The sequence below is a fragment of the Streptomyces macrolidinus genome, assembly GCF_023887685.1.
In the GTDB taxonomy this organism is placed as follows: domain Bacteria; phylum Actinomycetota; class Actinomycetes; order Streptomycetales; family Streptomycetaceae; genus Streptomyces; species Streptomyces macrolidinus.
Map to the genome: position 1 here is coordinate 63,742 of NZ_JAMWMR010000020.1, position 13,218 is coordinate 76,959.

The 13,218-nt window shown below is 73.1% G+C and carries 11 protein-coding genes; 2 read left to right on the forward strand and 9 right to left on the reverse strand.

Features of this window, described 5'->3' with window-relative positions; all coding sequences use genetic code 11:
* Positions 1-46: 46 nt before the first annotated feature.
* Together NGF19_RS21215 and NGF19_RS21220 are read right to left on the reverse strand one after the other, a co-directional pair.
* Complete coding sequence (locus NGF19_RS21215; protein WP_252426649.1) at positions 47-907, reverse strand: alpha/beta fold hydrolase; 861 nt, start codon at positions 905-907, stop codon at positions 47-49.
* A 608-nt stretch (positions 908-1,515) separates the two neighbouring features.
* Complete coding sequence (locus tag NGF19_RS21220; protein ID WP_252426650.1) at positions 1,516-2,208, reverse strand: iron-dependent transcriptional repressor DtxR; 693 nt, start codon at positions 2,206-2,208, stop codon at positions 1,516-1,518.
* Positions 2,209-2,504: 296 nt separating this feature from the next.
* Here NGF19_RS21220 and NGF19_RS21225 point away from each other — a divergent pair, with 296 nt between their 5' ends.
* A complete protein-coding gene (locus NGF19_RS21225; RefSeq protein WP_252426703.1) occupies positions 2,505-3,278 on the forward strand; it encodes an SIS domain-containing protein in 774 nt (257 codons plus the stop codon).
* Positions 3,279-3,298: 20 nt separating this feature from the next.
* Here the strand turns inward: NGF19_RS21225 and NGF19_RS21230 are convergent, their stop codons facing one another.
* Both NGF19_RS21230 and pdxH read right to left on the reverse strand, forming a co-directional pair.
* Complete coding sequence (locus NGF19_RS21230; protein WP_252426704.1) at positions 3,299-4,687, reverse strand: PAS domain-containing protein; 1,389 nt, start codon at positions 4,685-4,687, stop codon at positions 3,299-3,301.
* A gap of 417 nt (positions 4,688-5,104) precedes the next feature.
* The gene (pdxH, locus tag NGF19_RS21235; RefSeq protein ID WP_252426705.1) at positions 5,105-5,746 is read right to left on the reverse strand and encodes a pyridoxamine 5'-phosphate oxidase; all 642 of its coding nucleotides are present in this window, start codon (positions 5,744-5,746) and stop codon (positions 5,105-5,107) included.
* A gap of 312 nt (positions 5,747-6,058) precedes the next feature.
* On the opposite strand from pdxH, the gene NGF19_RS21240 reads away from it, so the two are divergent.
* Positions 6,059-7,162, forward strand: a complete 1,104-nt coding sequence (locus NGF19_RS21240) for a citrate synthase 2 (protein ID WP_252426651.1) — start codon at positions 6,059-6,061, stop codon at positions 7,160-7,162.
* 10 nt (positions 7,163-7,172) lie between these two features.
* On the opposite strand, the gene NGF19_RS21245 is transcribed toward NGF19_RS21240, so the two are convergent.
* From NGF19_RS21245 to NGF19_RS21265, 5 genes are all read right to left on the reverse strand, one after another.
* Positions 7,173-7,763: a TetR/AcrR family transcriptional regulator gene (locus NGF19_RS21245; protein WP_252426652.1), complete on the reverse strand. Its 591-nt coding sequence runs from the start codon at positions 7,761-7,763 to the stop codon at positions 7,173-7,175.
* Positions 7,760-8,500, reverse strand: coding sequence for an enoyl-CoA hydratase family protein (locus NGF19_RS21250; protein ID WP_252426653.1), 741 nt, complete (start codon positions 8,498-8,500; stop codon positions 7,760-7,762). The genes NGF19_RS21245 and NGF19_RS21250 overlap by 4 nt, the downstream gene beginning before the upstream one ends.
* Positions 8,497-10,062, reverse strand: a complete 1,566-nt coding sequence (locus tag NGF19_RS21255; protein WP_252426654.1) for a 4-coumarate--CoA ligase family protein — start codon at positions 10,060-10,062, stop codon at positions 8,497-8,499. The genes NGF19_RS21250 and NGF19_RS21255 overlap by 4 nt, the downstream gene beginning before the upstream one ends.
* A gap of 66 nt (positions 10,063-10,128) precedes the next feature.
* Positions 10,129-11,289, reverse strand: coding sequence for an acyl-CoA dehydrogenase family protein (locus NGF19_RS21260; RefSeq protein ID WP_252426655.1), 1,161 nt, complete (start codon positions 11,287-11,289; stop codon positions 10,129-10,131).
* Between the two features lie 85 nt (positions 11,290-11,374).
* Complete coding sequence (locus NGF19_RS21265) at positions 11,375-13,216, reverse strand: acetyl/propionyl/methylcrotonyl-CoA carboxylase subunit alpha (protein WP_252426656.1); 1,842 nt, start codon at positions 13,214-13,216, stop codon at positions 11,375-11,377.
* Between the last annotated feature and the right edge of the window lie 2 nt (positions 13,217-13,218).

The window sequence follows — 13,218 nt, forward strand, 5'->3', positions numbered from 1 at the left end:
GGCCACTGCCCCCGGTCCCGGCCGGGACCGGGGGCAGTGGCCGGGGTCAGGGTGTGAGCAGCGAGTCCAGGAACGGTTCGATCGCCGCGCGCCAGGCCTCCGGCTGGTCGTAGTGGACGAGGTGGCCGGCGTCGGCCACCTCCGCGTACCGGCCGTGCGGCAGGACGCGCACCATCTCCTGCGCCTCCGCCCGGCCGAGCTGGCCGTCCAGACCGCGCAGGACGAGGGCCGGGCACCGCACCTGCGCCAGCTCCTCCCAGTGCGCGTCGTACACCCAGGTCTCGCGGGAGCGCAGCATCTGCTCCGGTTCGAAGACCGGCCGCCAGCCGTCCTCGGACTCGGCCATCACCTCGGCGTAGAACGCGCCGCGGGCCGGGTTCGGGCGCTCCACCCAGGGGTCGTCCTCGCCGAACCACTTGCGTACGTCGGCGAGCGTGGCGAAGGGGAGCGGCCAGGTGGTGAACCAGTTCTCCCACTCGCGCTGCGAGGCCGCGCCGAGCGCGGAGGCCCGCATGTCGCAGATGATCAGACCGCGCACCAGATCGGGGCGCTGGGCGGCGAGCTGCCAGGCGGTCAGGGCGCCCATGGCATGGCCGATGAGGACGGCCGGGGCGAGGCCGAGCTGGTCGAGGGCCGCCGCGACGTCGTCGGTGTAGGCCTCGCGGGTGTAGCGGCCCAGGGGCGGCTTGTCGCTCTGGCCGTGACCGCGCAGGTCGAGCGCGACCGCGCGGTGGCGACCGGAGAGCCAGCGGGCGGTGGACGCCCAGTGCGAGGCACGGCCCATCAGCCCGTGCAGTAACAGCACCCCCGGCGCGCGGTCGTCCTCCCCCGCCTTGGGGGGATCGGCGAACTCCCACGCGGCGAGGCGGACGCCTCCCGCTCCCCTCACGTCGATGCGCCGCACCATCGTCCTGGAACCCCCCTGGCTCCGCTCAGTACTTCTGCAGTCGCTCAGTACTTCTGCGCTTCTGTACTTCTGCGTGTTCCGCGCGTTCTGCGTTACTACGTCACGTTATCGAAAGGTCTTTCGAAATCACCGCTTCCGGCGGTAACACCCCACCTTCGAGTGACCTTTCCCGAGGATTGACCGCCGTCTCCGTGGGGAGATCTTCAGCGGGAGGCGGACCGCTCGGGGAAATCCGGTCCGAGGGGGATGACCCTGGGAGCTCGGGGCTCCGGGTCAGCACAGGGGAGGACAGGCCCCGGCGCCCCAGGGCGCCGGGGCCCTCCGCGTATCGGCGCCAGCTCCATCCGCCGCCCCCTTCCCGGCCAGGTGACATCACGGTCACCGTCCGGCCAAGAGCCCTCCGGTCATATGCCTCGCGCACCAGCCTCGCACGGGAACGGCCCGGCCGCTGCGGTCGGACCGGCTGAATCTTGGTTGCGGTAAGATCGCGAAATCATCACAACTCGCCCTGAAAGCACGGGTGTTGAAGACATCGCAGGTGCGGGGCGTCGGGGTGGTCGCTCAGCGCGTGGCCGTGCGGGCGCTTCAGCGCTCGGCCGCGCGGGCGCTCAGCGCTTGGCCACGAAGACATGGGAGGCGATGTCCGCCTCCAGCTCGGCCGCCTCGCCGCCGCTGCCCACCAGGACACCGCCCGCGCCCTGCGTCACGCTGACCACCGAACCGGGCTGCACGCCCGCCCGGCGCAGCATGTGCATGAGCTGCGCGTCCGTCTGGATGGGCTCGCCGATGCGCCGTACGACGACCGTCTTGCCGTCCGCGCCCGGGTCCAGCTCCGCGAGCGAGACCATGCCCTCGCCCAGGAACGGGGCCGCGTCGTCCCGCTCGCCCAGCTCCTCCAGGCCCGGGATCGGGTTGCCGTACGGCGACTCCGTGGGGTGGCGCAGCAGCTCCAGGACGCGGCGCTCGACGGCCTCGCTCATGACATGCTCCCAGCGGCACGCCTCGGCGTGCACCTGCTCCCACTCCAGGCCGATCACATCGACCAGCAGGCACTCGGCCAGACGGTGCTTGCGCATCACACGCGTGGCGAGGCGGCGGCCCTCGTCCGTCAGCTCCAGATGGCGGTCGGCGGCGACCGCGACCAGGCCGTCGCGTTCCATCCGCGCCACGGTCTGGCTGACCGTCGGGCCGCTCTGGTCGAGCCGCTCGGCGATCCGGGCGCGCATGGGGACCACGCCTTCCTCCTCGAGTTCGAGGATGGTGCGGAGATACATCTCCGTGGTGTCGATCAGTCCGGACATACGTGCCCCTCGATGAGATTGCCGGAGGCTCGACGGCTCACCGGCGCGTGCGCTGGCCCTGCCCCAATTCTGACGCATGGGACCGACAACCGGGGCGTGGGCAACGGAGTCGGGCGGTGCGGACAAGGGTTCCCCCACGGCGTCCGCACGGGAGCGGCGGCGGTACGGCACGGGCCCTGCGGCGGTATTGACAGCGCACTGGTCCGGACCGCACCGTGATCCGCGACCGGGGCCGCCCACGGCTCCGGTACGACCGATACATCGGGTACATCGAGTACATCAAGGGGGAGTGGCCGATGCGCGAGGAGCCGACGGACGCGAGCGAGCCGGCCGGGAGGTTCTTCGACGCGGCGATCGGGCTGCTGGCCCGCGTCCGCGACGAGGAGGCGAAGTCGATCGCGGCGGCCGGTGCCCTGGTCGCGGACACCGTCGCCGCCGGTGGCCGGTTGTTCGCGTTCGGTGCCGGGCACTCGTCGCTGGCCGCGCAGGACCTCGTCTACCGCGCGGGCGGCCTCGCCCTGATGAACCTGCTCGCGGTGCCCGGCGTCGTCGGCGTGGACGTCGTACCGGCGACCCTGGGCTCGGCGCTGGAGCGGGTCGAGGGCCTGGCCGGAGCGGTCCTCGACACCAGCCCGCTGCGCTCGGGCGACCTCCTCGTGGTCATCTCCCTGTCCGGCCGCAACGCGCTCCCCGTCGAGATGGCGATGACCGCCCGCGCGCGCGGCGTCAGGATCATCGGGGTGACCTCGGTGGCGTACGCCTCCGAGACGACCTCGCGGCACGCCTCCGGCACGTATCTCAAGGACCACTGCGACCTCGTGCTCGACTCGAAGATCGCGGTGGGCGACGCGGAACTCGCTCTCGACGGCGTCCCCGCCCCCTTCGCCCCCGCCTCCACCGTCGTCACCACGGCCCTGCTCCAGGCGGTCATGGCCACGGCCGCGGGCACCCTCGCCGAGCGCGGCATCGACCCGCCGCTGCTGAGGTCGGGGAACGTCGACGGCGGCCTGGAGTGGAACGACCGGATCATGCGGGAGTACGGCGACCGGATCTTCTACCGGCACGCGTAGCCCGTGCACTGCGGGGCCGCCTACGCTCCCGTCTCCTCCCACCGCTCGGCCAGGTCCAGCGCGGCGGCGATCCGTACCGCCACGTCCTCCGCGTAGACCGCGTCGGCCCGTTCGAAGCCGCCGCGTCCGGCGCCGCGCAGGAACGTCACGACGCCGAGCGTCCGGCCGCGGCTGCGCAGCACCGCGCACAGCGCGTGCACCGCGTCGGGGGGCCACTGCCGGGCCAGCGCCCACGCGCGGGCCCGCTCGGGGTCGAGGGCGCCCGCCGCGGCCCGGACGGAGGCCGCGCGCTCCGCGCACTGCACGGCCGGATGCCCGTCGCCGTACGGGACGGGCAGTCCCGCCTTGCCGGTGAGCGCGCTCGGTCCCGGCCCGCCCGCCGGGGTCTCCGCCGTCCGCACCAGGCGTACGGGCCCGGGGCCGTCCGCTGCCACGCCGCCCACCGTCCGGTCGATCAGCGCGTGGTCGGCGAACCCGGCGAGCGCGAAGTCGAGATGGACCGTGGCCGCCTCGCGCGGGTCCTCGCACTCGGCGGCGGCCCGCGCGGCACGGTGCGACTGCTGGGAGCGGAAGCGCAGCAGCGCCGCCTCCCGCTCCTGCCGCCTGACCTCGGTGACGTCCTGGAACAGCCACCCCACGCCGAGCGGGGCCGGTTCCTCCGCGAGCGGCGAGGCCAGTCGCAGGAAGCCGCTGTGCCAGCACCGCCGCTGGTCGCCCTCTTCGCCGCGCACGCTGACCCATACGTCGGCGGGGGCGGGCGGGGCGCCCTCGGCGAGCACATGGGTCAGCGCGCTCTCCAGCTCCTCGACGCCTTGGGAGAGCAGCTCCCCGAGGGGCCGTCCGAGCACGGCCGTACGCCCGGTACCGAGCGCGCGGGCCGCGTGGACGTTGACGAGGGCGGGCCGCAGATCGGCGTCCACGAGCACCACGCCCCAGCTCGCGTTCTCGAACAGGGCCTCGCTCAGCGCGATGGACCGCTCCAGGTCGATCTGTGTGTGGACCTCGCTGAAGGCGCAGTAGACCCCGGCGGGCCGCCCCGCAGCATCCCGCACGGCCGCCGACTGGATGCGTACGAGTACCCGCCCGCCGCTCTTGGTGAGCAGCGCGGACTCGTGCACCTGACGCCCGGTGGACGCCATCACGGACATCAGCCGCGCCTCGACCTCGGCGGCGTCGGCGGTGCGCACGGCCCATCCGGCCAGCCCACGCCGTCCCACGGCCTCGGCGGCCGTCCAGCCGAGGATCCGCTCGGCCTCCCGGTTCCAGTGAGTCACCACGCCGTCGGCGTCGAAGGCGCACAGCGCCGCGTCCATCCCGTCGAGAAGCGTGGCCAGCAGATCCGGACCGCCCCGCGCGGGCTCGCCCGGCCCCAGCTCGTCCGTGGTCCCGCTACGCCGGGAAGCATTCACCCGAACCCCCATGCAGCCTGCCGCGTCCGCGCGTACGGCGCGTGCGCTCACCGGCCCTCATTCAACTCGACCGTGACGCAGCACACATCCGCTTCGCGAAAGATGTGTCGTGGTCGTGCTCTCGGAAATTCGGTTGAGCGCCCACCGAGTGGTTCCTAGGGTGTGGAGCACAGCGAAAGGAGGTGGTTCGGCGAATGTATGACAACCGGACGGCTGAGGTGACTGCGGGCTGACGGCCCGTCGTCGTACTCGGTTTCGGCGCCGGACCCGCGCGTGAGCACACGCGCAGCCGGCCAATTCCACGCAGTCACCCGACCCGCGAGCTCGCCGGCACGTCCGGCCGGCTTCTCCGCCGCCAGGCGGAGGACCCGAGCTCGCGGGTCGTTCGCGTCCACCGACGACCCAGGACGCCCCCCTTCAGGGGCTGAGGCGCTCCACCCGCCACGCCCCGTCCGCCGCCGCGACATAGCGCAGACGGTCATGGAGGCGGTTCTCGCGGCCCTGCCAGAACTCGACCGTCCTCGGGGCGATACGGAACCCGCCCCAGTGCGGCGGGACCGGGACCTGGCCACCGCCCTCCGGATAGCGGGTGCTCAACTCCTCGTAGGCGGCGTCGAGTTCGGTACGGGACTCGATGACCGAGGACTGGGCGCTGGCCCAGGCGCCCAACTGGGAGCCGTGCGGGCGGGTACGGAAGTAGGCGGCCGTCTCGTCGCGGCCGGTGCGGCGGGCCGTGCCGGTGACGATCACCTGGCGGGCGATCGGATGCCAGGGGAAGAGCAGCGCGACATGGGGGTTGGCCGCCAACTCGCGCGCCTTGCGGGACTCGTAGTTGGTGTAGAAGACGAAGCCCTGGGTGTCGTACTGCTTCATCAGCACCGTGCGCGAGCTGGGACGGCCCGCCGCGTCCACCGTGGAGACGATCATCGCGTTCGGCTCGTAGATCATCCCCCGCACGGCGGCCTGGGCGGCCTGGTGGAACCAGCGGGCGAACTGGTCCATGGGGTGGGCGGCGAGCGAGGACGCGTCGAGCCCCTCGGTGCGGTAGTGCAACCGCATCTCGGCGGGATCGGAGACCGGGTCCTCGACGGGTCCCTCGGCCGCGCGCTCGACGATGGGTTCCAGTGGCTTGTCCGGGAAGCGGTCGGTCACACCGTCATCTTGCCGTATGCACGGGACCACTCGGTGGGTGTGGTTCATCACTGCGCGGCACTGAGTGCCGCAGACCCTCCCCAAAGGTGGCACTCAGGGATATCGTGCTCATGCCGTTCGGGTCAGGTCGGCACGTTGCGATGACCGGCCACCGAGCGGGGCAACTCCCGCAATACTCCGCCTTCGCAGTACTCCGCCGCCGTCACGAGGAGCCGCCTGATGTCCGACTTCGTACCCGGACTCGAGGGAGTCGTCGCATTCGAGACGGAGATCGCCGAACCGGACAAGGAAGGCGGCGCCCTGCGCTATCGGGGCGTCGACATCGAGGAACTGGTCGGCCAGGTCTCGTTCGGCAACGTCTGGGGGCTGCTGGTCGACGGCTCCTTCGACCCCGGGCTGCCGCCCGCCGAACCCTTCCCGATCCCGGTGCACTCCGGTGACATCCGCGTGGACGTGCAGTCGGCGCTCGCCATGCTCGCCCCGGTGTGGGGGCTGAAGCCCCTCCTCGACATCGACACCGAGCAGGCCCGCGACGACCTGGCCCGCGCCGCCGTGATGGCGCTGTCCTACGTCGCCCAGTCGGCGCGCGGCCAGGGGCGGCCGATGGTGCCGCAGCGCGAGATCGACAAGGCGCACTCCGTCGTGGAGCGGTTCATGATCCGCTGGCGCGGCGAGCCGGACCCCCGGCATGTCGCGGCGGTGGACGCCTACTGGACCTCGGCCGCCGAACACGGCATGAACGCCTCCACGTTCACGGCCCGGGTCATCGCGTCCACGGGCGCCGACGTGGCCGCCGCGCTGTCCGGTGCCGTCGGCGCGATGTCCGGGCCGCTGCACGGCGGCGCGCCCTCCCGGGTCCTCGGCATGATCGAGGAGATCGAGCGCACCGGGGACGCCGAGGGCTATGTGAAGCGGGCCCTGGACCAGGGCGAGCGGCTGATGGGCTTCGGCCACCGGGTGTACCGGGCGGAGGACCCGCGGGCGCGCGTGCTGCGCCGCACCGCCCGTGAGTTGGGCGCGCCCCGCTTCGAGGTCGCCGAGGCGCTGGAGAAGGCGGCCCTGGAGGAGCTGCACAACCGCCGCCCCGACCGGGTCCTCGCCACGAACGTGGAGTTCTGGGCGGCGATCATGCTCGACTTCGCCGAGGTCCCGGCGCACATGTTCACGTCGATGTTCACCTGCGCCCGTACGGCAGGCTGGTCCGCGCACATCCTGGAGCAGAAGCGCACGGGCCGGCTGGTGCGCCCGTCCGCGCGGTACGTGGGTCCCGGTCCGCGCAGCCCCCAGGAGATCGAGGGCTACGCGGACCTCGCGCACCGCTAGTACTCAGGGCTCAGTCCAGTGCCTGCTCCAGCAGCTCGGCCCACTGTGCCACCACGCGTCGGCGGCGGGCCGCGTCGTCGGTGAGGAGGGTGGCCAGGCCCAGGCCGCGGGCCATGTCCAGCAGGCCCTGGACGGTCTCGCGTACGCCCGGCCGGGACTCGTCGGCGCCGAGGAGGTCGACGGCGATGCGATGGGTCTCGCGGCCGACGCGGGCCTCCAACTCCGTCACGCGCGGGCGCAGTTGCTCCTCGTCGCAGGCGGCGACCCATAGCTGCAGGGCCGCGCGGAACAGCGGCCCGGTGTACAGGTCGACGAGGGCCGCGACCACCGCCCGGCGGTCGGCGGTGCCCTGCGGGAACAGTGCCCGCAGGGCCATGGAGCGCTCCTCGGCGACGTACTCGACGGCGGCGGTGAACAGGTCCTCGCGGGTGGGGAAGTGGTGCTGGGCGGCGCCTCGGGAGACCCCGGCGTGCTCGGCGACGACGGTGACCGTGGAGCCCGCCCAGCCGTGCGCGGCGAGGCAGGCCACGGCGGCCTCCAGGAGCCGCTGCCGGGTGGCCCGGCCGCGGTCCTGCTTGGGCGTCCGGTCGGCCGTGGTCACCCCACCACCCAGGCGGGGTCGCGCCGTTCGAGGAAGGCGGTCATCCCCTCGCGGGCCTGCGGGGAGGCGAACAGCCGGGCCGACAGCGCGGCCAGCTCGACCGCGTCCCGGTCGAAGGCCTCCAGCACGGGCGCGGTGAGCAGGCGTTTGGTCTCGGCCAGCGCCTGCGGTGCGGCCCGGCGCAGCCCGTCGAGCACGGGCGCGAGCACCGTGTCCACGTCCGCGCCCGCGGCCGTGAGCAGCCCGGTGCGTACGGCCTCGGCGGCGTCGAGGCGTTCGCCGGTGAGGCAGTAGCGGGCGAGGGCGCGCGGGTCGGTGCGCGGCAGCAGGGGCAGGGAGATGACTGCGGGGGCGACACCGATGCGTACTTCCGTGAACGCGAAGGTGGCCTCGGTGCTCGCGGCGGCGATGTCGCAGGCGCCGAGCAGGCCCAGGCCGCCCGCCCGTACGTGCCCCGTCACCCGGGCGACGACGGGCCGGGGCAGCGCGACGATCTGCCGGAACAGCCCGACCAGCGCCTCCGGCGGCGGAGGGTCGCGCAGGTCGGCGCCCGCGCAGAAGGTGGTCCCGGTATGGGTGAGGACGACGGCGCGGGTGGCGGGATCCGTGCCGCAGCGGGTCAGCGCGGCGGTGAGGTCGCCGACGAGCGCGGCGGACAGGGCGTTGCGGTTGCCGGGCGCGTCGAGGGTGAGGGTGGTGATGCCGCGGTCGTGCGCGGCGAGGACGAGGCCGGTCATGCCCGTGCCCTCAGCTCGCGACGGAGGATCTTCCCGGAGGCGGCCCGTGGCACGGCGTCGATGAAGGTGACGCCGCGCACGCGCTTGTAGGGGGCGACGCGTTCGGCGACGTAGCTCATGACCTCCTCCGCCGAGAGGTCGTCCGCGTGTTGCCCCCGGACCACGAAGGCGTGCGGAATCTCGTTGTGGTCGTCGTCGAGGACGCCGATGACGGCGGCGTCCGCGATGCGCGGGTGGGTCAGCAGGAGGGCCTCCAGCTCGGCGGGGGCCACCTGGTAGCCCTTGTACTTGATGAGTTCCTTGACGCGGTCCACGACGAACAGCCAGCCGTCGGCGTCGACATGACCGACGTCCCCGGTGCGCAGCCAGCCCTCCGGGTCGATCAGCGCGTCGGTGGCCTCGGGCCGCCCGAGGTAGCCCTTCATCACCTGAGGACCCCGGATGGCGATCTCGCCGACCTCGCCGACGCCCAGGTCCTTGCCGGGGTCGTCCAGGGAGAGGATGCGCATCTCGGTGCCCGCGGCGAGCTTGCCGACCGTCCCGGGCGGCGGGTTCAGGGCACCCAGGGGCACGGCGTGCGAGGCGGGCGACAGTTCGGTCATGCCGTAGCCCTGGCCGATCGGGGGCAGTCCGAGCCGCCGTGAGCAGGACGTGGCGAGAGCGGCGTCCAGGGGCGCGGCGGCACAGAGGATGTGCTCCAGGGACGACAGGTCGTAGCCGTCGACGACGGGCTGCTTGGCGAGCGCGAGCACGATCGGCGGGGCGACGCACAGCCTGGTGATGCGGTGCTTCTCGATGGCGGCGAGGAACGTCTCCAGGTCGAAGCGCGGCAGCACGACGACCGTGGCGCCCTTCCTGAGCGGCCCGTTCATCAGGGTGGTCAGTCCGTAGATGTGGAAGAACGGCAGGACGGCGAGGAGACGGTCGCCGGGGTTGGCCGGGACCAGGGGTTCGAGCTGGGCGAGGTTGGTGGCGATCGAGCGGTGGGTGAGCATCACGCCCTTGGGGGTGCCCGTGGTCCCGGAGGAGTACGGGAGGACGGCGATGTCCCGTACGGGGTCGATGGCGACCTCGGGTTCGGGCGCGGTCGTGGACAGCATGTCGATCTGGGAGCGGTGGCCGGGCGCGCGGTCGCACACGATGATCTCCCGTATGCCGCCCGCGCGTTCGGCCGCCGCGCGTGCCGTCTCCAGCAGCGGGGACAGGGTGACGATCCAGCGGGCGTCGGCGTCGCGCAGTTGCCGCGCGAACTCGTCCACCGTGGCGAGCGGGTGCACGGTCGTGACCGTCGCGCCCGCGCGCGTGGCCCCGTAGAAGGCGATCGGGAACGTGATCGTGTTGGGGCTGTGCAGGGCGAGTACGTCGCCCTTGCGCACCCCCGCCTCGGCGAAGCCTGCGGCCCAGCGCCGGTGGAAGCGGTCGAGTTGGGCGTAGGTGAGGGTGGTGCCGTCCACGCCGTCGACCAGGGCGGGCAGTTCACCGTACTCGGCGGCCCGGCCCAGGACCGCCTCGTGGATGGGGAGTTCGAGGGCCGGGACGTCTGCGTACTGGCTGCGGAACACGGTTCCTCCTCGTACGACGGTGTACGGCGCTGGACGACTCTGTACGGCTGTGGTCGCGGGCTGCGGCTAGTAGGACTTGGGCAGGCCCAGGGTCTGATGGGAGACGTAGTTGAGGATCATCTCCCGGCTCACCGGGGCGATACGGGCCACGCGCGAGGCCGTGACGAGGGAGGCGAGCCCGAACTCCCGGGTGAGGCCGTTGCCGCCGAGGGTGTGCACGGCCTGGTCCACGGCCTTCACACAGGCCTCCGCGGCGGCGTACTTGGCCATGTTGGCGGCTTCCCCGGCGGCGACGTCGTCCCCGGAGTCGTACAGGTAGGCGGCCTTCTGCGTCATCAGGCGGGCCAGTTCGAGGTCGATATGGGCCTGGGCGAGCGGGTGCGCGATCGCCTGGTGGGCGCCGATGGGCTGCTTGAAGACGGTACGGTCGCAGGCGTACGCGACGGCCCGGGACAGCGCGAAGCGGCCCATGCCGATCGCGAAGGCGGCGGTCATCACGCGCTCGGGGTTGAGGCCGGCGAAGAGTTGGAGCAGCCCCGCGTCCTCGTCGCCCACGAGCGCGTCGGCGGGCAGCCGCACCTCGTCCAGGGTCAGCTCGAACTGCTTCTCGGCGGCGGACAGTTCCATGTCGATGGGGCACCGCCCGAAGCCGGGGGTGTCGCGGGGGACGATGAACAGGCAGGGCTTGAGCCTGCCGGTGCGCGCGTCCTCGGTGCGGCCGACGATCAGGGTCGCGTCGGCGATGTCGACACCGGAGACGAACACCTTGCGGCCGGTGAGGACCCACTCCTCGCCGTCGCGACGGGCGGTGGTGGTGATGCGGTGGGAGTTGGACCCGGCGTCGGGTTCCGTGATGCCGAACGCCATGGTGCGGGTGCCGTCCGCGAGGCCCGGCAGCCAGCGCCGCTTCTGCGCGGGGGTGCCGAAGCGGGCGATGACCGTGCCGCAGATCGCCGGTGACACGACGAGCATGAGCAGCGGGCAGCCCGCCGCCCCCAACTCCTCGAGGACGATGGCGAGTTCGGCGATACCGCCGCCGCCACCGCCGTACTCCTCGGGGAGGTTGACCCCGAGGTAGCCCAACTTGGCTGCCTCGTACCAGAGTTCGGTGGGGTGGCGCTGCTCGGCGACGACCTTGGCGAGGTAGTCGCGGCCGTAGTGCGCGCCGAGGGCGGCCACGGCCGAGCGGAGGGCCTGGTGTTCGTCGGTCTCGATGACGGGGCTCATGACGTCTCCCAAGTTCGCAAGTACGCAGGTTCGCGTGGACCGGGCTGCTCGCGTTCGCTCGACGACGGGGGTACGTGCGCTGTCTCTACTCGGGGCTCTGCACCACGGCCAGCAGCGCCCCGACCTCGACCTGACGGCCGGGGACGGCGTGCAGGGCCGTGAGGGTCCCGGCGGCGGGCGCCGTGATCGTGTGCTCCATCTTCATCGCCTCCAGCCACAGCAGCGGCTCCCCGGCCCGTACGGCGGCTCCGACGGCCAGGCCCTCGGCCACGCGGACGACCGTTCCCGGCATCGGCGCGAGCAAGGAGCCCGGCGCGTGGTCGGCGGCGGGTTCGGGGAAGCGGGGCAGGACGGTGAGGGCGGTCGGCCCGACATGGACCTGGTCGCCGTACCGCGCGACCGCGCACTTCCGCCGCACGCCGTCGACTTCGAGGACGACGAGGCGGGAGTCGGCGTGCACGACCCGCACCCCGTCCGCCGCCAGGCCCGTACGGGTGTGCCGATAGCGGACCTCGTGCTCCTCGCCCGCCATGCGGTACCGCTTGGTCTGCGGCTGGGACGGCAGGTTGCGCCAGCCGCCGAACCGCGACCGGCCGCAGGCGTCCGCGAGGGCGGCGGCCAGCGGGGCGTACGGGTCGGGGGCGGGCTCGGTCAGCGCGGGCAGATGGCGTTCGTAGAAGCCCGTGTCCATCCGGGCCGCCCCGAACTCCTCGTGGCGCAGGGACCGTACGAGCAACTCCCGGTTGGTCACCGGGCCGTGGATCTCGGCCCGCTCCAGCGCGGCGGCCAGCCTGCGGATCGCCTCGGCGCGGGTGGGGGCGTGGGCGACGGCCTTGGCGAGCAGCGGGTCGTAGTGCACGCCGATCGTGTCGCCGTCCGCGTACCCGGTGTCCAGCCGCACGTCCGGTACGGCCAGGCGGTGCAGGGTGCCGGTCTGCGGGGCCCAGTCGCGCGCCGGGTCCTCGGCGTACAGGCGGGCCTCGATCGCGTGGCCCCGCGCGCGAGGAGGCTCGGCGTCCAGGGCCGCGCCCTCCGCCACCCGGAGCTGGAGCGCCACCAGGTCGATCCCGAACACCGCCTCGGTGACCGGGTGTTCGACCTGGAGCCGGGTGTTCATCTCCAGGAAGTGGGCGCGGCCGTCCGCGACCAGGAACTCCACCGTGCCCGCGCCCACGTAGTCGACGGCACGGGCCGCCTGCCGGGCCATCTCCCCGAGGGACGCGGTGAGTTCGGCCGTCAGGCCCGGCGCGGGTGCCTCCTCGATCACCTTCTGGTGGCGGCGCTGGAGGGAGCAGTCGCGGGTGCCCAGCGCCCACACCGTGCCGTGGGTGTCGGCGAGGATCTGCACCTCGACATGTCGGCCGTCCTCCAGATACGGCTCGACGAAGACCTCGTCGTCACCGAAGGCGCTCAGCGCCTCGGCGCGCGCGGCCGTCAACGCGGCGTCCAGGTCGGCGAGTTCCCTGACGATCCGCATCCCGCGTCCGCCGCCGCCCGCCGCCGCCTTGACCAGCACGGGCAGGTCGTCGGCCGTGACGGCGGTCAGCGGCTCGAGGCCCATCAGCTTCTTCGCTCGGGTCTTGGAGGCCATCGCCTCGATCGCCTCCGGTGGCGGCCCGATCCACGTCGGGCCCGCCTCGCGCACTGCCCGCGCGAACCCGGCGTTCTCCGACAGGAAGCCGTAGCCGGGGTGCACGGCGTCGGCGCCCGCCGCGAGGGCCGCCTGCACGATCAGGTCGCCGCGCAGATAGGTGGCGGCGGGGGCCTCCCCCGGCAGTCGTACCGCCGCGTCGGCCATGCGCGTGTGCAGCGCGTCCGCGTCGGCGTCGGAGTGGACGGCGACGGTACGGATGCCCAGCTCGCGGCAGGTACGGACGATGCGGCAGGCGATCTCGCCGCGGTTCGCCACCAGAACGGTCGTGATCATGG

What these genes read in the sequence shown, in the direction of transcription:
- NGF19_RS21215 (WP_252426649.1), bottom strand. Translation starts at nt 907, where the DNA reads ATGGTGCGGCGCATCGACGTGAGGGGAGCGGGAGGCGTCCGCCTCGCC.
- NGF19_RS21220 (WP_252426650.1), bottom strand. Translation starts at nt 2,208, where the DNA reads ATGTCCGGACTGATCGACACCACGGAGATGTATCTCCGCACCATCCTC.
- NGF19_RS21225 (WP_252426703.1), top strand. Translation starts at nt 2,505, where the DNA reads ATGCGCGAGGAGCCGACGGACGCGAGCGAGCCGGCCGGGAGGTTCTTC.
- pdxH (WP_252426705.1), bottom strand. Translation starts at nt 5,746, where the DNA reads ATGCGGTTGCACTACCGCACCGAGGGGCTCGACGCGTCCTCGCTCGCC.
- NGF19_RS21240 (WP_252426651.1), top strand. Translation starts at nt 6,059, where the DNA reads ATGTCCGACTTCGTACCCGGACTCGAGGGAGTCGTCGCATTCGAGACG.
- NGF19_RS21250 (WP_252426653.1), bottom strand. Translation starts at nt 8,500, where the DNA reads ATGACCGGCCTCGTCCTCGCCGCGCACGACCGCGGCATCACCACCCTC.
- NGF19_RS21260 (WP_252426655.1), bottom strand. Translation starts at nt 11,289, where the DNA reads ATGAGCCCCGTCATCGAGACCGACGAACACCAGGCCCTCCGCTCGGCC.
- NGF19_RS21265 (WP_252426656.1), bottom strand. Translation starts at nt 13,216, where the DNA reads ATGATCACGACCGTTCTGGTGGCGAACCGCGGCGAGATCGCCTGCCGC.